The organism is Peribacillus sp. BM1, assembly GCF_056679975.1.
Window position 1 is genome coordinate 3,098,147 of record NZ_CM155259.1, and the last position, 18,366, is coordinate 3,116,512.

Genomic DNA, 18,366 nt, shown 5'->3' on the forward strand with positions numbered 1-18,366 from the left:
TACGGTCAAATAAAGGCCATAAACTTGTAATATAAATCCATAAGAAAGCAAGGGGAAATAGTGAAAGAAAAAAATAAAGAACATTGGATTCAGAAATTGATTCAGTCAACTATAGAAGTTGTTGGAATGGACATTGAACTAAAGCAAGATCGTACTGGGGTGAATATGAGTTATAACTTTATCGGGGATTATGTAAGTTATGACATTGAACGTGTGCAAGAATCCGTACGGGAGATGCAGACGCCCGTTTCACTTGAAACATATATTAAGGCATTAACTTTGCATGAATTGGGTCATGCTGTTGACCGGAAATCTCTATTGAATTCACTTGAAAGAACAATCGAGATTTTTAAAATGAAAAAAAGATATTCTCAGTATGAACAATACACTGATCGAAAACTGCTTGCCATGTTGATTGAAGAGCATGTGATGAATATTGCTTTTGAAGAGACGGCCTGGGAAAATGCGAAAAAAATGAACCAGGACTATAGTATTGTGGATTGGGCTAGCTTCGAACTTGTAAAAGCGCATAGCTTAGCAACCTATATTCATTTATATCAAGAAGATCTGCATCTCTATAACAGGCTTGTGTCCGATCATAGCAATCAAATTGCTTAATGAAAGACGAACTTCTTTATGCATTATAACAGTGTAATTGAATAGAAAGTTACGAGCATTATCCTTATCACCTAAATGATGTAACCGTCAAGTAGAAATGAATACTTACTTACCCAAAAATGCTGAAAAAGATTGAACACTTTTTTCAGTAGATATTTGAAGAGGCGGCCATGATAGCCTAACTTCGACTTAATCAGATTCCTTGATACATCTGGCTTCATGGCTCATAATTTTGCTCGCATAGGCTCCAGATAAAGTGACAAAATGACTGCACTAATTTCCAGTAAAGCGCTCAAAGTTATCGAGTGGTTACAAACAGACTTTGGTGTTGAGCCATAAAAATTATATTAAAGATACGGTTGAATATAAAAGCCTTCTGTCTCAGACCATTCTCCATATAAAATTTCTTCTATTCTATCGTAGCCCTCTCTCGCCAGTTGATCATAAAGCCACTCTTTTGTCTTGCCAGCAAATCGAAGCATTTCTTCTTTAACATCTCCATCTTCAATTAGCAATATGGAGGGTGCTTCGTCCTTTGATTCAATACCAAGCAAACCAGGTGTAACTGGATCTGCTTCTGCGTGTTTTTTTACGCTGATTGTTCCACCAGGTTCCAGATATAAATCACGTACATCCCGTAGTGTAAAAATCCCCTGTGCACGAAGCATGGTCCGAATCTGCTCGATCTCTAGATGATTTTCCCTCATCGCCTTCAAATTCAGTTCACCATTGCGAATAATAAGAGAAGGGCTTCCTTTTAATAATTTTCTTATTAGTTTATTTTTTTCGGTTAATACCTCGATAATATAGATGAAAATTCCCCAGATGCTAATGGCGAATAGTATGTGCCAGATCGTCACTTTTTCATCATAGATGCCTTCTTCTAATATGCCACCTAGAATCAAAGCATAGATGAAATCAAAGGGGGTAAGCTGGGACATTTCTTTTTTTCCAAGTAGCCGCGTTACAATGATAAGACCAAGTAGTCCCAACAATAGTTTCAATGCTATTTCTACATAAACCATTCCTATACCCCCAACTCTTTTTCTCCTTATCTTCCCTATTAGAGGATTCGTAACCCAAGAAAAGAATTTCTTTTCATTAAACAGTAAAAAGGACTATACAACTTTTAGGAAATTCAACGATAGGGGAGAGAATTTTCCAAGGTAATCTTTTGAATGTCCTAAAATAACTAAATCATACTCTAAATAAAAGACTTTTTCTTTTCATAAAACAAAATAGGCAAAGATCATAAGTATTTTTAATATTGAAATTTAATTAACGCAACGCTCGTGATATTAAGTATTACAAGATATTAGCGAGAACACCTTTCAAGTTATCTAAAGTAAAGAGGAATTTCCAATTCAGAGATTTTAAGATGTTGGCTTGGCAAATACCTGATTGTGATACTGAGAAATATATAGAAGAATTATATAAAATACATCATCATTTCTTTATAAAAGGAGACGCGATATAGAAAATTGAAATCTTTCCTTGAGGGAGACTGCTCTAACTGAAATTCTTAAAAAGTGGGATGTAAATGTCAAAACGTTTATTATAAGGGGATGTAACCTTATTTAAGAAGTATTTCGACGATCTTCTTTTTGAATTACATATTCACAAAAAAATGAGAGGAGGAGGTGTAAACCTCCGTTCCCCTCATTTTCTAACTGTCTATTAGTTTACTTTCGATTAAATTCAGCGCCCCTGCTATCCCCTACACGCACCGTGCCATGAAATTCAGGATCCTTTAATTTACTGGGTTCAACAATAATTTCACCTGACGGACCATTTTGATGATTGGTTGAATGCTTTTGATTTAACCCGATGCTAATGTTACTGTTTTCTTCGATAAGAACCAGGATTTTTCCTGCTTTTACATCACCCGAATAAACAGCTGCATCGCGATCAGTTAATCCCATACTTACAAGTCTCTCTAACAGCGAATCATCTTCTCCTGTAAAGAAGTTCTTTATTTTTTCCATGAATGATTCATCTTGATGCTCGGCCTTCACAACATTCACATTCGTTGTCGGATTGTTGGTAACAAAGTTCAATTTCTCTTCCTTATCTGCAACAACTAGAATTTCGTTTCCATCATACCCTTTTGCTTTCAGTTCATTAATCGCCGATACTACTTCTACACGCGAATCGAAAATCCCATATACTTTTTTTCTCATCTCTATTCCTCCAATCAGCTATTTATACTGTTAATACCCCTCACTATGCTTCTTAAAACAATAATGTGAGGTAACGAGGCTTATTATTCGAAGGGGAAATGGAAAAAGCTCACTAGATAGTGAGCTGAAATATCAATTTTATAAAGTAAATATAACTGTACAACTAGAAACCTTTTTTCATCACAGTAGTTAATGATAATTTTATAATGTGGTTAGATTGAAGAGGGTATTTTGAAGGAGATGATTAATTTTTTTGATTTAATTCCTATTGTATATGTAGGATTTTTTCTTCTCTACCTAACGGGGAAAAATAGTTATAGAAGGAAAGGTATAATATAGGATAGAATGAAGTTGAATCTGAGTGTTACCAGTCGGAACGGATCCTTTCATAGCCTTGATAGTCGCATCTTCTGGAGCAATAAATTTTTCGATCATTCCGTTAATATTAATACAAAAAAGATATTCTTTTAAAATTTGTACTTCTTTTGGTGACTGGCTGGAAAAAAGCAGTCCCTTGGAAAATTTGCGTATATTTTTTCATGAATTACACCTTAATATTCGTATACCAAAACCCACTAAATCTCTCTATAACAATAAAAAATAGAGTATAAAACCTTTGCGACTTTATACTCTATTTACTATGCTATTTCTATTGTTTATCCACATTATCCGAACTACTTAGCTTTTTTACTTGTTTCCATTTTCCTTACTATTACCCTCTCGCGTATCTGGATCATAGTTTTCTGTTTCGAAACACGAACGAACCAACTATTTTTTTATAGTAGACTGACGACTTTTGGCGTCGTATGAGTAGTTATCGAGAACGCTACTTAAAATTACTTATTGTGATGAATTTTGTTATAAGTTATCACTATGTACCGTTTTTTACAATCATGTAATGGGTGATTCAGATACTATGAATGTAATTCAATTGTACTTTACAAAACGCTGTAAGAATGGGTAGTTCATTGCAATGAGGAGTGAATTAGCTGGTTTTAGGATTCGAATGTAATCTGTATTAATAATGAAGAGTGAAATCCCAATTACTAAGTGAACAAAAAGTAACAAATTTTAACACACTTAGGGTAGGGAGGTGCTTTTGGGTATGTCTACCATGGTACAAAACGGAGGTGGGTAAAACATCAAATATTAAAGATTCAAATCAACCGATTATGAAAAAATTGAAAGATGCCTAAAAAAAGAGATTTGCGTGCTATTATAATTTTTTGTTTCTGAAAGAGGGAGTAAATAATAAACGGATTGAGCTATATCTAAAATATAGAGACAAATCTGATGTTCTTCAGATTCAAGCACGAAGAAATTTTAATACATGTTGGTAGTCTGTGATTACCATTTAATTAAAAGAGAACATTAGAGATTCAAAGCCATATTCGGATTTTATAGTTTATTAAAATAATTTAAAAGCGATTGGAGATTCTATAATGAAAAAATTATTAACATTAACGGTATTAATGATTGGTGCATTCTCTCTTTTTGTTGGTGTGGCCAGTGCCCATGTTACTGTACAGCCGAAGGAAACTTCACAAGGAAAATATGAGGTGTTTACGGTCCGAGTTCCATCTGAAAACGAAGTGATTCCAACAACAAAAATAGAAGTTAAATTTCCAGAAGATGTAGATATCACTCGTTTCGAGCCAAAACCTGGCTGGGTCTATGAAGTTCAAAAAGATGAAGCTGACAAAATTACGAGTGTTACGTGGATAACGGAAGGAGAAGGCTTATCACCAACTGATTTCGGACAGTTTAACATGCAAGGAAAAGTAGCCGATGATGCGACAGAAATTGTTTGGAAAGCATATCAAACTTATAAAGACGGAAGTGTAGTAGAATGGGTTGGGGCACCGGATGCTGAAAAGCCTGCCTCTGTGACAGTAGTAAATCCAGCTGATGGATCTGCCCATGCACATGGAGAAGTCTCAACTGATTCTACTTCTAATGACCAAGGAGGCATTAAAGAACATGCGACTGTAGAAGAAACAAAATCAGGTTCGAGCAATGCCCCACTTATTCTATCTATAGTAGCTTTAATTGCAGGGTTGTTATCAGTGGTAATATCCTTCAAAAAAAGAAGCTAAATAATACCTCTAGGCAAGAGAATGGATTCTCTTGCTTTTTTGTGCATAAAAATAAAAAACCATGTCTTTTTTTCTATATTTCATAATAAATTTCTACTCAAAGTTTATGTAAAAATGCTATGTCTTATAACTGAATTTAAGGTGAAAATGTTAGGGACAAATCATGGGATATATAAATGTGATTTATAGCCATACTAATAAAGATTAAAATTTTGTTAGGAGGCTATATTATGGGAAGATCAAACAATCAAAAATCATCTAGCAGGAAAAATTCGTTACCTCAAACTCCAAAAAACTTAAAAATAGAACCGGAACATGTGGCTGAAGAATTTTCTCGTGAGATAGGTGTAAGTGGGAAAATAAGAGCTACAAGACCTAAATGAAACTTTTAAAAAAAGAAAGATACGGATTGATTACACTTCTCTGTAGATTTTAGTGAAGCAGATAAGCGTGTTAAAAAGTGTTGATAAGTTCGAATAAAAAATTCTCTCCGTGAAGTTAGGAGAGAATTTTGTTTTTTTCTAATTTTGTTCTCCTATCAAAAAAAATAGCCCAATGGGACTTTTCATCAGTGCGGACTTATCTCGGTATTAAGGACTTTATTAAGGCGAACGGGATAATAGGACAAAATATCGTGGGGACAATAATTTCAATAATTTGGGCACTTTCAATTAGGCTGCCGCACCAGTGGGAATGTCATATTTTAAGTGTTGACATAATTTTTAACATTCAAATATCAATTGTAAAAAGTTTATCCTATTTCAACAGAAACCATTAAAAGAGATAAGATAGTGTTTTAATTTCAGAAAAATTGCTAAAATCCTATTATATACTCTAACGAATAGGAAGAAATTAAGTTTAATCTGAGTGATACCAGTTGGAAAGAATCCTTACATATTATATTTGATTGGAAGTGAAGGGATAAAATGAGCTATTTAATGGGGATAGATTTAGGGACATCCAGTGTAAAAACGGTCATTATCGATATCGATGGAAATATGAAAAGTTCTGCTCAAGCATTCTATGATATTTCCATACCAAATAAAGGATATGCGGAACAAGATCCAAAAAGATGGTGGAGATCAACTGTACAGACGATAAAGGAGGCCTTGATCAATGCTCATATTCAATCACAGGAGTTAAAAGGAATAGGCTTCTCTGGGCAAATGCACGGTATGGTACTTATCGATAAACAGTTACAAGTAATTCGCCCAGCTATTATATGGTCAGATCAAAGAACGCAACGAGAAGTAGACTCGATTTACGAGTTGTTAGGGAAAAATAATGTAGGGGAAATTACTTTAAATCCACTATCTACTGGATTCCAAACCCCTTCCTTACTATGGATTAAGCAAAACGAACCTGAGGCATATGAAAAAATTTATAAAGTACTGTTGCCAAAAGACTATATTCGACTAATGATGACTGGGGAAATTGGAACAGATGTGACCGATGCATCTGCAACGCTGGCGTTTAATACAAAGAATTTGGTTTGGTCGGACGAACTAATTTCAGCAATAGGGTTGAATCGTGATATCTATCCAAATGTGAACAATCCATTTGATATTGCTGGTGAAGTAACAGAAGAAACCGCCAAAGAAACAGGATTATACAAAGGAACACCAGTCGTTTATGGGGGAGGGGATCAACCGATGCAATCGGTCGGAAACGGCATTGTAGAAGCAGGTCAAGTTTCTTTAACAATTGGTACCGGTGGGCAAGTTTTTTCAGTGATCGCAGAACCTAAATATGATAAACAGATGAGAACCCATACTTTCTGTAATGCCGTCCCTGGGACCTGGAACATTATGGGGGCAAGTTTGGCTGCTGGTTTATCTTTAAGCTGGTTAAATGAAAAAATACTGTCGAATATGCCTTATCAGGAAATAAATGAGTTAGCGAAAAGCGTCAATCCGGGAAGTGAAGGGTTGTTATTTTTGCCATATTTGACAGGTGAACGTACTCCACATATGGATTCTTCGGCGCGTGGAACATTTTTAGGACTAGTATTAAATCATTCTCAAGCACATCTTATCCGTGCAGTGATGGAAGGAGTAGTATTTGCTCTAAGAGATTCAGTTGAAATTATCAAAAGTCTCGATACAAAAATGGATACCTTCATTGCATCTGGTGGTGGGGCACGTAGTGATGTTTGGATGCAAATACAAGCTAATATTTTAAATCAAGAAATTTACAAAGTAAGTCAAGAAGAACAAGCCTGTGTAGGTGCAGCAATCATTGCAGGGGTTGGTGTTCAAGCATATCCATCTATTCAAGAAGCGTGCCGAGAAATTATTCGATTTAGTGATGAACCTGTCGTTCCAGATCCAGAAGATGTTCGTATGTACAACGACATGTATCAATACTATAAATTAGCTTATCAACAGAACAAAGAGCTATTTCATCGCCTTTCGGATTTTTCTTAAACATTTTTTGGAAATACGCGACTTGTTTTGTTTCAAATAGGGAAAGATTAACCGCAACTTCGAGGTTGGTTAATATGTTATATAATATAAATTATCAAAAATAGGGGGGGAGCACAACTGAATATCAACAAAAAGGCTCTTGATTTTTTTGAGAAAAATGAATATGAAGAAGCCTTAAGCTTTTTTCAAAAGGCAGTAAAAGAATCGAGAAATATACAATCCCTAAATAATCTTGCCTGGATGTACAGCTATGAAGAAGAGGATGATGAAAAGGCCCTTGAATTAATCAAAGAAGTCATTCATATGAATCCGCTCTCTTATTTTCCTTATAACTTATTAGGGGAAATTTATAGTAAACAATAAAAGTGGCAACTTGCCTCAGACGCATTTCAGAAGTCCATATCGATTCATCCATCTAATGAAGCTTATCATAATTTAGCTGTAGCAAGATATCGTCTTGGGGACGTGAAGGAAGCTTCAGACTATTTCCTACGAGTTGCTGGTAATTCTGATTATGCCATGTACAGTCATGTCAAATGTTTAATTGAGCTTGGAAAGAAAACAGAAGCGAGAGAGAAACTAGATGCATTCATGGTAGAAGCGGATGAATTTGTAGGAGAAATTGAGATTGCCGACTTGTATGTTGAGTTGGATTGTTTCAAAGAAGCGATATATTGGTTTGAACAAGGGTGGAAAGATTACTGGAAAGATCCTTATTGGGTTAGTAGATTTGTCTATTCCCTTTTCAACACAAAAAATATCACCCGCATCTATGAAGTCGTAAATGAAGCCATTAAACAAAAAGACGAAGAAAGTAAAGATGCTCGTGAAGAAGAATGTGAAGAAAATTGGACAAAAAACGATAAAGAAGCACACATTACACAATTACTTGAAGAGAAAAACAAATACGAAAATATGGTTGAACTCATTTCATCTGGCCGTATCCCTTTGATAGAATTTGAAACTTCAATAACTGGGGCTTGCTATTTGTTTGGATGTAAGCGACATAATCATCCAGAATACCAAGAATAAACAAAAGAGCAAGACAACTATAGTAAGTATTTTAGCACATTCTAAAAATTTGCGACCCTACAATCTTGCAATGAATTAGGGCCTTTTTTACATAAAGAAAACCTCTTTAGATATGCTAAAAGACAAGAGGGCTGATTATCTGTTTAATTTGACAGAAGAGAAGGAAATAACAGCGTATTTTAAGAGAATTGGGTAGTTTTTATTAGTAAATTTACTGAATAAGACCAGTGTTTCTATAGGTATATACATAAGAGGAGAGAAGGTCAGAAGCAAGTCTCTCCTCATCAATAACATTTTATATCAGTTAAATATTAGCGGTTATATCCACCAAGTTGTTGTTCAGCCATTTGTACTAAACGTTTTGTAATTTCTCCACCTACAGATCCGTTGGCGCGTGAGGTTGTTTCAGCTCCTAATGTAACTCCGAACTCTTGTGCAATTTCATATTTCATTTGATCTAATGCTTGTTGTACTCCCGGAACAACTAAATTATTACTGTTGCTACTTGTCATGATGTACATCTCCTTAGAATTTTAGAATATGGTGTTGCAAGAGTAGTTTGTGTTAGTAGGAGTGTTTTATACATAAAAAAAAGAATGAAATTAATCATTCTGTTTTCGTCCATTTATATAGATCTTCCATCGTGCAGCCGATTTCTTTTGAGACCGTCATTGCTGTATTAATATTCATCACTGTCTTGTTGTTAAAGTCTGATAACTTCTCAATAGAGATACCTGTATTTTCAGAAAGTGTTTTAAAATCTATATTACTTTTGTTTAAAAGGGCCGTAAGATTGCTTTTTCTTGCTTTATAAATAGCCAATAATAACACCTCGCTTCAATCAATTCTAACAGAGTGAAGCTAGAAAAGATAGGAAACCAAGTATTTTAGAAGAGATGAAGATGATATTACTTAATAAACAGGAGTGAATGTTTGTCTAATGAATTTAAATTAAATTGAGGTTGAGGATTTCTACCTCTTGTTCCAAACGTAGTTTTCCCTTTTGAATGGCAACTACATCTTAGTAAATTAGAACCCTTAGCTCGATTCGATAGTATAGGATTCACGATAATCAATTAATACCCTCAGATGGATTGCTGAATGCTTGGAAACTGGCACGTTCGAAAGGCGGAGATAATTTCAAACGCTTCCCTATTGCTAACGATTAGTACTATAAAGGTAAGCGTAAAAAACAAGAAAGGATAGACGGAACAAATAAATCGATTATAAAACGCAGTAAAGATAAATAAGAAAATATCTAATGATGATGGTTTAAAACATTTAAGAAATTTAGATACTTTTTGGACACAGATAAATCATGAAGAAGGAATAAAAAAGAATACAAAAAAATAATCGCGCATTAAAACAATTGAATAATGAATTTTTTTAAAAGGAAAGGAGCGGACAATATTCGCTCCTTTTTCATTTCGTCTTGTCATCCATCATCTAAGAAATATTCTTTTTGAGCAAGATAATATTATATATTTAATAATTAACCTTGATAGAATATGCAAATTACACTTAAGCAACAAATATAATAAAAATCGTAGTATGTAACATTTAAGTATAGTTAGGTGGTTATTCCAAGTGCTTGTCATTGATGTCATGCCATGGAACGAGAAAGTTTTGAAGTTTAGTAATTTACTTAAATGAAAGTGGATCGTGAGGAGCGGGCTGGATATTGATGCGGTGCATATGGCTTATTTGTCAGAGGATAGCGGGTCATGTTTATTTGACTTCACAAATGAATATTAAGGAAGTTGAAATTTTAACAGGAGATAAAGAAGCCATTTATATATGTGAGAATTTTGTCTGTCATTATCCTGTTATAGAGCTTGACGAGGCCGTCAAATTATTAACCCGGTGATATTTTCACCGGGGTTTTTGTTGCTTTTTATAGAAGAAAAAGCATATGATAAGAAGGGATTGCCTGAGCGGCAACTGAAATAAGACTTTAAATGAAAGAGGATTGTCATGATTACATTAAAAAGTGAACGTGAAATAGAAAAAATGCATGAAGCTGGTAAGTTATTAGCAGCTACTCATAAAGAAATTGCAAAAATGATGAAACCGGGCATTACACCAATGGATATTGAAAAATTTGTTGAAAAATTCCTAGCTGATAATGGGGCTACACCCGAACAAAAAGGCTACCAAGGGTACCCATATGTAATCTGCGCTTCTGTAAATGATGAAGTCTGCCACGGTTTTCCTACAGATAAGCCATTAGAGAACGGTGATATCGTTACGGTTGATATGGTTGTACGATTGAACGGTGGCTTAGCTGACTCTGCTTGGACTTATGCAGTTGGAGAAGTAACTGAAGAAACACAGAAATTATTAGATGTGACAAAAACGGCTTTATATAAAGGGATTGAAGCGGCTGTAGTCGGCAACAGATTAGGGGATATCGGCCACGCTATTCAATCGTATGCAGAAGGGGAAAAGTTCTCTGTCGTACGCGATTTTACCGGTCATGGTATCGGAAAAACAATGCATGAAGAGCCGACTGTGCTTCATTACGGAAAACCAGGTAAAGGAACTCGTTTAAAAGAAGGCATGACCATTACGATAGAACCAATGCTAAACGCTGGAACATGGCATTGTAAAATGGATAGCAATGGCTGGACAGCAAGAACAGCTGATGGTAAGCTATCCGCTCAATATGAACACACGATTGTCATTACAAAAGAAGGTCCAGTTATTTTTACAAACCAAGATTAATGTGAAAAACGCGAAGGGATTATGACTTCGCGTTTTTATTTTTTTGTGGATGTGTCCATTGGGTTATTTATGTTAATTAAGTTTAACGAATCCATCTTGTCAGAGCTTAAATTTCATCTAAGGTTTTTGCCCTAATCAGCGGATTTATGTCCATGTCTGATCGATTTATTTTGAAGATTATGATGGTTGTCCAATCCGATTTAATAAGGAAACATATTTTAGTAGAGGTGTTATTAGTGCCGAATACTTCAGAATATAGAGTTGGACAAGTTGTCGTGGTGTTTATGCCTCAGTAAGCCTTTCTACACGTAGGAATAAAAGAATAAATTGGGCTTCTAAAAGTGGCTATACAGCTCTAAGAAACACCTGTGATGTATCTGATCAAATTACTAAATGGCTGCCAGTTATTTATTAGCCACTAAGTCTAAGGCATATATGATGAGGTTCTGCCAATTAGCAAAAGGAGGGCTGATCCATGTATATGCTATATACAACGAGTAAGAGTCACGTCGATCCTGTGCTGGAATATCTAGGGATGGGAATACTTGTATATTACGATTTCTTTGTATATTTAAAGGAACTTGATGATTATTCAGAAAGCGATTTTCCACATGATGAAATAATTAAGAGCTGAATGTGAACAAAACTTATCACTAATCCTGCAGTAAAACTAAAGAAAAAGGCTCTGAAGTTAATAATGTAAATAATATGTATCGAACAATCGCATATAGAAAAAAATGGTTGTCCTAAAAGCAATAAGTCAGACTATTAAGCTCTAATAAATAGTTTTCATTCAAGTGTATGTAACACGATTTACTGTTTATTAAGAGCAAGGTCAGATTTGTGTTTGGGACAGCCTCTATTTATGTTCATTTTTAAAAGATGATTGATGAACCTCGATGTGAAATGGCACAAAATGAAATGAATGCATGCTACAAGTGTTGAATTTCTGACAGGTAATAAGCAGACTGATCAATTAAACGGCTGTCCATTCATGGCAGCCGTTTAATTGATCAAGGATAAAAATGTTAGCTGACTGTTACTAAGTACAATTATATTTAAAGGGATAGATGTTTCTACTTTTAAAAATCAATAGAGGAACTCGGAAGTGTTTCAATTTGATTTTCTTTCTTCTACTACCATTCGTAATCCACGCCTTGGCCTGAGTGTAATAGTAGGGAAAGGGGTTACCTCATGATGGTCTGGCGCAAGTTTTATCCGGTACTTTTGGGCAATGCATACTAGGACAAGCACCGCTTCCATTAAGGCAAAATGATTCCCAATACAAACTCGCGGACCTCCTCCAAAGGGAAAGTAGGCGTATGACGGGATCGTTTTCAAAAAGTTGTTTTCAAATCGCTCCGGAATAAAGGAATCTGGATTGTCAAAATACTCTGGTTTGCGGTGCATCACATACTGACTTACCATAACCATTTCTCCTTTTTTAAACTGATAACCTCCTATCATTACATCCTTTTCGACTTCTCGTTCTACAATAAAGGAAGGTGGGTATACGCGAAGAGATTCCCAAATAATATTTTGTGTATACGTTAAATTTTTGAAATCGTCAGGAGTTGGGGGACGATTTCCAATTACGGTATCTATTTCATCAAAAAGTTTCTTTTCCACTTCAGGATGCTGAGAAAGTAAATACAAGGTCCAGGATAGCGCGTTTGCAGTCGTTTCATGACCGGCAAGGAAGGTGGTCATTAATTCATCACGTACTTGCCTGTTTGTCATACCCAATCTATTCTCGTCATCTTTGGCATCCATAAGAATTCTAAGCATGTCATCATGGCCATTTGGATTTTCCCTACGTTTTTCAATCATGCTATAGATGACTTGGTCGAGTTCTTGGATTACCTTTTTATATTGACGGTTATTTTTTGTAGGAATCCATAATGGAAGTTGAATAATAGGTCTCATCCTTTTGACGGCCATTTTAATTACTGTTTCAACTGATTTACCAAGAAGTTCATATCCTTGTTTCAAATCCATGCTGAACATCGTCTTACAAATGATTCCGAGAGTAATGCTCATCATATCCTGCGTAATTATTCGTTCTTCCCCATTTTTCCAAGTTGAAAGATAATCCGTCGTAATATCAATCATATTTTGGCCATAACTATTAATATGTGACTTTCTAAAAGCGGGCTGTATAAGTTTTCTTTGACTCATATGAAATTCTTTTTCACTCGTGAAAAGGCCGTTGCCCAAAATGTCTTCTAAAGAATGCATGGCCTTTGATTTTATGAAGAATTTCTGTTTTGTTACAAGTACTTCCTTTATTAAATCCGGATTGGATATCAGATATGCATTCTGAAAAGGTCCAAACCGAAATTTTGCAACGTCTCCATATTCGTTTGCTAAATGAGTAAAATAGGCAAGCGGGTCAGCTTGAAAATCCTTTGTATGACCAGTAAAGAGTCTTCCTTTTGGTCCTTGTGGAATATTAAGTGAAACATTTGAATCAGCCAATTGGGTGTTTCCTCCTTTTGTGAAATACTCCTATTATGCTATGACAATTATGTATATAAGCTTGGACTAAGTTTGAAAACATAGATCAAATTAAATAAAATGGCTATTTCCTCAAGTAAATAATAAAAAGGATGCCTAATAGAGACAAAGTCTGAACAAGGCATCCTTTCTTCATTTTATTTATTCTAAAAAAATGAAGAAGTGTTAAAGGTAGTGTAAAGAGTTGAAGGGTAGGGGCAGATAAAACAAAATACCTCATTTTATACGTTTTGAAAATGCTGTTGAATATAAAAGTTTACTTCATCAGGAACTTCGATTTGGATGAAATGACCTACATTTTGAATAATATAAACGTTTGCATGTGGTAGACCTTCATTCTGAAGTTTGTAGGCAAACTCATTAGGGATATATGGATCATTTTCTCCCCAAATGATGGTGATTGGTATTTTGATATGATTGAGTTTTTCATTGTACGTTTTTACTTTTTCTAAATTTCCCGAACGGTATAAATCTAAGATTACTCTGCTTGATTCAGGTGTTTGAAAGACACGATAGAAGTCTTCCACAGTTTCGTCCGGTATGTTCGGAATGGTCTTTTTCATTTCATTTTGAAAATGTAAACGATTAGCCATCAGTTCCATTACTTTTTCTCCGGTCCTAGGTGTTCGCCAAATCTGTGCAAGCGAGTGCCATTTATACTCTTCTGATAATGTAGTGTTGGAAACAAACAGACTTAGAATGTTCTCTGGATGATCACATGCCCATTTCAAACCAATTAGACCTCCCCAATCATGTACAATTAAATGGAATTTGTCCAAATTTAATTTAGTTGTGAAATCCGAAATAAACTGCTCAAAACGCTCCCATGTTGAGGGTTCATCAAATCGGTCACTGTCACCGAATCCTGGGAGATCCGGTGCAATGGCTCTATACCCACAAGACGCAATACACGGGAACATTTTTCTCCATACTAGGCTTGATTCAGGCACCCCATGCAATAGAAGAACAGGTGGGGCATTAACGCTACCCCTCTCAATATACGATACTTTTTTGCCATGTAAAAATAGACTTTGCTTATCCAATCTTCATCCCCTCCAAAAATACTGTATTGTATTAGTTCTATAGGTGATAAAATAGGTTCATAAACAGTAAATAACTTCAAAATCAACAGATTATAAATCTCTCTGATTGAAAGTGAATACTATCGAGCTCCTCATTTTATTTTTATGTTAAAATGCAATTAACTGCTTGTGGTTTTTAATAAATTTTTAATAGGAAAGTATTAAAAAACACATATCTTGATACATATTGATTTTGAAACGTATTAGGCATATGTGAGGTAAGAAAACCCTATTTACGTGCTATTTACCAGTAAATGTAGGATAATAGATTACAAGAACCGAACGAGTATTCTAATAAATTAAGGGGGCTTTGCCATGAAAAAAAGTGATACTACTACTGTAACACTGGAGACAGTTGGTTTAAGTCAACGTGAGTTTTTAACGATGTATTTGCTGCAAACGCTATCCAACCATTCAAATTACCCGCGTGCGATTCATCAGGAACTGCAAAAGCTATTTACAGGTAAAATTCATAGCTATGATTATTTATGTAAAACATGCAAACAACTTGTGGGTTCCGGTCATTTAAAGTTTCACACAGTAAAAGGTAGGCATTATTATCAAAATACGGAAAAGGGTAATGAGCTTTATAAATGGTATCAAGATAATTTCTCAGAACGATTTCGTGAAGTTAAGCACGTGATTGATCGTTTCATGTTTGATTTAAAAGGTTCAGGTGAAAACCCACCGGTGATCCATGAACTTCCTGAAGAATATCGCTCTTATTTTTCAAAAATTATTTCCGTCAAAGATCTGGTTCGCTATGTTACTTTAAAAGCGGCTTTTACGAAAAGACCAATTTATATGGGTGAGATTGGTGATTTATTGAAAATTAAATACGGCTGGATTGCTAGTAATGGCTATTTGTATGATCTTTCTCATGAAATGGAGGAAGGGGGACTAATGGTTGGTCGATGGGAAAGTGAAAAACGGACAAAGCGTTATTTGAGAATAACCGATGAGGGTCAGCATCACTACAAACAAATTGCTGATTCTGCTGCCTATCAGGTTCAAGAAGTTCAGAAATATTTGGGAAGTGTTCTTTCTTTTTTAGAACGAGAAAGTACGAATGTGAGAGGCTAATCAAGTGAAAATCAAATATGAAAATTTAGATGGTGTTATGAATACGAAATCGGTAAAGGAATTGCTTCAATGGGGTAAAGAACGACGTGCAAAGAAAAAGGATTTAAACACATTAATTCCTCAAGCAATTAACAAACAAGTAACAGAGCTTAAAAGTAATCGAAGCAAACCTAGTATCACTTGGATTGGACATTCAACGTTTCTGCTTCAATTAGGTGGGGTGAATATCTTAACAGATCCTGTTTGGGCAAAATGGCAGGGTACACAAAAGCGGATGACAGAGCCTGGCCTTTCTTTTGACCAGTTACCGGATATTGATATCGTGATTATTTCACATGGTCATTATGATCATCTTGATTTTGGAACAATTCGTAGATTGCCAGGTAATCCGATTTATTACGTTCCCTATGGTCTGAAACAGCTTTTTTTGAAAAAAGGGTACAAGAATGTTATTGAGGCGAATTGGTGGGACTCGTTTCAGTGCCAAAACCTGAAACTGAGTTTCGTTCCTGCGCAGCATTGGACACGTCGCAGTTTACTCGATACAAATTCATCACATTGGGGCGGTTGGATTATCGAAGCAATTGAAGCGGACCATTCTATCTATTTTGTAGGTGATACTGGTTATTTTCGTGGGTTTAAAGAAATCGCTGAACGATTTAATCTCAAGCATATATTAATGCCAATCGGAGCATATGAGCCTGAATGGTTTATGAAAGATTCTCATATTAATCCGGAAGATGCAGTGAAAGCTTTTCAGGAACTACGAGGCATTTCCTTCATTCCAATGCACTATGGTACTTACCGTCTTGCTGATGATACAGGACCAGAAGCTTTGGATCGATTAAAGTGGGAATGGAGAACGAAAGAGCTACCCGAAAAGCAATTACAAGTATTGGATATTGGTGGAACACTTTGGTTGGAAGTTTAATCAAAATGTACGGATTTTACTTAGGTGAATGAAAAAAAACATCAATACAATGCAATGCGCTAACGTGAGGCAAAGTATAATAGAGGAGAGGGAATACCGTTGTCATTTTTTCAAACTGATAAACAAAAAACATATATTGAACAATTAGGCGAATCAATTTCGGACTTTGCTTCACGTGCAGGAACGTTAGATGAAACGAGAGGATTTCCTTATGAAAATATCCAGGAATTAAAAGATTTCGGTTACACCAAGCTAACATTAGGGAAAGAATATGGAGGACATGGAGGTTCGTTATACGACTTTATTTTGGCACAGGAGCGGATCGCGATGGAATGTGGTCCTACTGCGCTTTCTATTGGTTGGCATGTTGGAACAGTTCTTAGCTTAATGGAAAAAAAGTCTTGGGATGAAGTCGTAATGGATGAATTTTTTAAAGAAATCGGTAACGGAGCATTAGTAAATACCGCAGCAACTGAACCAAAAACGGGAAGCCCAACGCGAGGAGGGAGACCTGAAACAACTGCTGTAAAGGATGGGGATAGCTGGATTATTACGGGGAGAAAAACGTTTACGACATTATCACCTGTCCTAGATATTTTTCTCGTTACTGCCTGGGTGCCGCAAGAAGAATGTGTGGGAACTTTTTTCATCCATCGAAATCTTACAGGTGTTCGAATTGAAGAGACATGGGATATGATTTCTATGCAAGGAACAGGTAGCCATGATTTAATCCTTGAACATGTGAAAATTCCTGACCGTTATTTTGTTGAACATAAGCAAACAGCCAATAAACCTGGAACCGGTTGGATGTTACATATTCCGGCATGTTACATAGGCATTGCAACTGCAGCAAGAAACTATGCAGTGCAATTTGCCAAAACTTATGCTCCTAATAGTATAAGTGGACCCATCAGAGATTTACCCAATGTACAGCGCACAATCGGTGAAATTGAATTGGAATTAACGGAAGCTCGTCATTTTCTTTACTCAGTAACGAATAAATGGCAATCACAACCAGAAAATAGAGAAATACTAGCAACGGATTTAGCGGCTGTAAAAGTAGCGGTAACAAATAAAGCAATTCGAATTGTTGATCTAGCCATGCGTGTTGTAGGAGCAAAAAGTTTACAAAGAACGAATCCTTTGCAACGTTATTATCGAGATGTCCGAGCTGGCCTGCATAATCCGCCTATGGAAGATATGGCAATAATCACATTAGCTAAACAAGCATTGTATGATAAATAAAGTTAAGAAGTCTGTATAAGAGGAATAATTCCTTTATGCAGACTTTTTTTGGACAAACACTTTATGTATGAGTAGGACGTGTTGGATTAATTAAATCGTATCAATTACGTTTTGATTACGGAATATATGAAATAGATATAATATAAGTAGACTCAAGATAATTATCATTGAATATGCAATTCCGATCGTAAATCAGGATTAGATTTTCGGTAATTAAAATACATGATTTAAACTTAATTACAAAATATCATGTTTAATTAAGGAAGAATTTTATTAAATAAGTTTCAATTTTTCTTTCCGTTGTATAGTTAATTTATTTTGCAATTGTATAAAATGATTTGAACTTAATAAAAAGTAATTTAGTACAAATCACAAACCATTAGAAAATTAGAAAAAATTCTTCTTCCGTCTCATTTCATTAAGTATTCTTAG

16 protein-coding genes and 1 pseudogene are annotated in these 18,366 nt (G+C 35.3%); 11 read left to right on the top strand and 6 right to left on the bottom strand.

Features of this window, described 5'->3' with window-relative positions:
- Positions 1-60 precede the first annotated feature (60 nt).
- Positions 61-618 (top strand): integrase, encoded by a 558-nt coding sequence (locus tag AC1MGI_RS14990; RefSeq protein ID WP_480345937.1) that lies wholly within the window; start codon positions 61-63, stop codon positions 616-618.
- 347 nt (positions 619-965) lie between these two features.
- On the opposite strand, the gene AC1MGI_RS14995 is transcribed toward AC1MGI_RS14990, so the two are convergent.
- Together AC1MGI_RS14995 and AC1MGI_RS15000 are read right to left on the bottom strand one after the other, a co-directional pair.
- Entirely contained in the window at positions 966-1,643 is a 678-nt protein-coding gene (locus AC1MGI_RS14995) for a DUF421 domain-containing protein (RefSeq protein ID WP_480345938.1), read from the bottom strand.
- Positions 1,644-2,300: 657 nt separating this feature from the next.
- Positions 2,301-2,798, bottom strand: a complete 498-nt coding sequence (locus tag AC1MGI_RS15000; protein ID WP_480345939.1) for a YflT domain-containing protein — start codon at positions 2,796-2,798, stop codon at positions 2,301-2,303.
- A 1,442-nt stretch (positions 2,799-4,240) separates the two neighbouring features.
- Here AC1MGI_RS15000 and AC1MGI_RS15005 point away from each other — a divergent pair.
- The 4 genes and pseudogenes from AC1MGI_RS15005 to AC1MGI_RS15020 all read left to right on the top strand — a co-directional run bounded on the left by AC1MGI_RS15005 (position 4,241) and on the right by AC1MGI_RS15020 (position 8,352).
- A complete protein-coding gene (locus AC1MGI_RS15005) occupies positions 4,241-4,894 on the top strand; it encodes a YcnI family copper-binding membrane protein (RefSeq protein WP_480345940.1) in 654 nt (217 codons plus the stop codon).
- Between the two features lie 230 nt (positions 4,895-5,124).
- Positions 5,125-5,277: a YfhD family protein gene (locus AC1MGI_RS15010; RefSeq protein ID WP_480345941.1), complete on the top strand. Its 153-nt coding sequence runs from the start codon at positions 5,125-5,127 to the stop codon at positions 5,275-5,277.
- 543 nt (positions 5,278-5,820) lie between these two features.
- Entirely contained in the window at positions 5,821-7,320 is a 1,500-nt protein-coding gene (gene xylB / locus AC1MGI_RS15015; RefSeq protein WP_480345942.1) for a xylulokinase, read from the top strand.
- Positions 7,321-7,437: 117 nt separating this feature from the next.
- Positions 7,438-8,352 (top strand): annotated as a pseudogene (locus AC1MGI_RS15020) (tetratricopeptide repeat protein).
- Positions 8,353-8,663: 311 nt separating this feature from the next.
- Here AC1MGI_RS15020 and AC1MGI_RS15025 read toward each other — a convergent pair.
- Positions 8,664-8,864, bottom strand: coding sequence for an alpha/beta-type small acid-soluble spore protein (locus tag AC1MGI_RS15025; protein ID WP_480345943.1), 201 nt, complete (start codon positions 8,862-8,864; stop codon positions 8,664-8,666).
- 94 nt (positions 8,865-8,958) lie between these two features.
- Positions 8,959-9,174, bottom strand: a complete 216-nt coding sequence (locus AC1MGI_RS15030) for a helix-turn-helix domain-containing protein (protein ID WP_480345944.1) — start codon at positions 9,172-9,174, stop codon at positions 8,959-8,961.
- Positions 9,175-10,326: 1,152 nt separating this feature from the next.
- On the opposite strand from AC1MGI_RS15030, the gene map reads away from it, so the two are divergent.
- From map to AC1MGI_RS15045, 3 genes are all read left to right on the top strand, one after another.
- Positions 10,327-11,076 (top strand): type I methionyl aminopeptidase, encoded by a 750-nt coding sequence (gene map, locus AC1MGI_RS15035; RefSeq protein ID WP_480345945.1) that lies wholly within the window; start codon positions 10,327-10,329, stop codon positions 11,074-11,076.
- A gap of 152 nt (positions 11,077-11,228) precedes the next feature.
- Positions 11,229-11,372 (top strand): hypothetical protein, encoded by a 144-nt coding sequence (locus AC1MGI_RS15040; protein ID WP_480345946.1) that lies wholly within the window; start codon positions 11,229-11,231, stop codon positions 11,370-11,372.
- A gap of 179 nt (positions 11,373-11,551) precedes the next feature.
- Positions 11,552-11,710: a hypothetical protein gene (locus AC1MGI_RS15045; RefSeq protein ID WP_480345947.1), complete on the top strand. Its 159-nt coding sequence runs from the start codon at positions 11,552-11,554 to the stop codon at positions 11,708-11,710.
- Between the two features lie 479 nt (positions 11,711-12,189).
- Here AC1MGI_RS15045 and AC1MGI_RS15050 read toward each other — a convergent pair whose 3' ends face one another.
- Positions 12,190-13,554, bottom strand: a complete 1,365-nt coding sequence (locus tag AC1MGI_RS15050; protein ID WP_480345948.1) for a cytochrome P450 — start codon at positions 13,552-13,554, stop codon at positions 12,190-12,192.
- A gap of 260 nt (positions 13,555-13,814) precedes the next feature.
- Positions 13,815-14,636: an alpha/beta fold hydrolase gene (locus tag AC1MGI_RS15055; RefSeq protein WP_480345949.1), complete on the bottom strand. Its 822-nt coding sequence runs from the start codon at positions 14,634-14,636 to the stop codon at positions 13,815-13,817.
- 354 nt (positions 14,637-14,990) lie between these two features.
- Between AC1MGI_RS15055 and AC1MGI_RS15060 the strand changes: the two genes are divergently transcribed.
- The 3 genes from AC1MGI_RS15060 to AC1MGI_RS15070 all read left to right on the top strand — a co-directional run bounded on the left by AC1MGI_RS15060 (position 14,991) and on the right by AC1MGI_RS15070 (position 17,934).
- Positions 14,991-15,758 (top strand): helix-turn-helix transcriptional regulator, encoded by a 768-nt coding sequence (locus tag AC1MGI_RS15060; RefSeq protein WP_049681480.1) that lies wholly within the window; start codon positions 14,991-14,993, stop codon positions 15,756-15,758.
- 4 nt (positions 15,759-15,762) lie between these two features.
- Positions 15,763-16,689 (top strand): MBL fold metallo-hydrolase, encoded by a 927-nt coding sequence (locus tag AC1MGI_RS15065; protein ID WP_480345950.1) that lies wholly within the window; start codon positions 15,763-15,765, stop codon positions 16,687-16,689.
- A gap of 93 nt (positions 16,690-16,782) precedes the next feature.
- Entirely contained in the window at positions 16,783-17,934 is a 1,152-nt protein-coding gene (locus AC1MGI_RS15070) for an acyl-CoA dehydrogenase family protein (RefSeq protein WP_480349801.1), read from the top strand.
- Positions 17,935-18,366 lie beyond the last annotated feature (432 nt).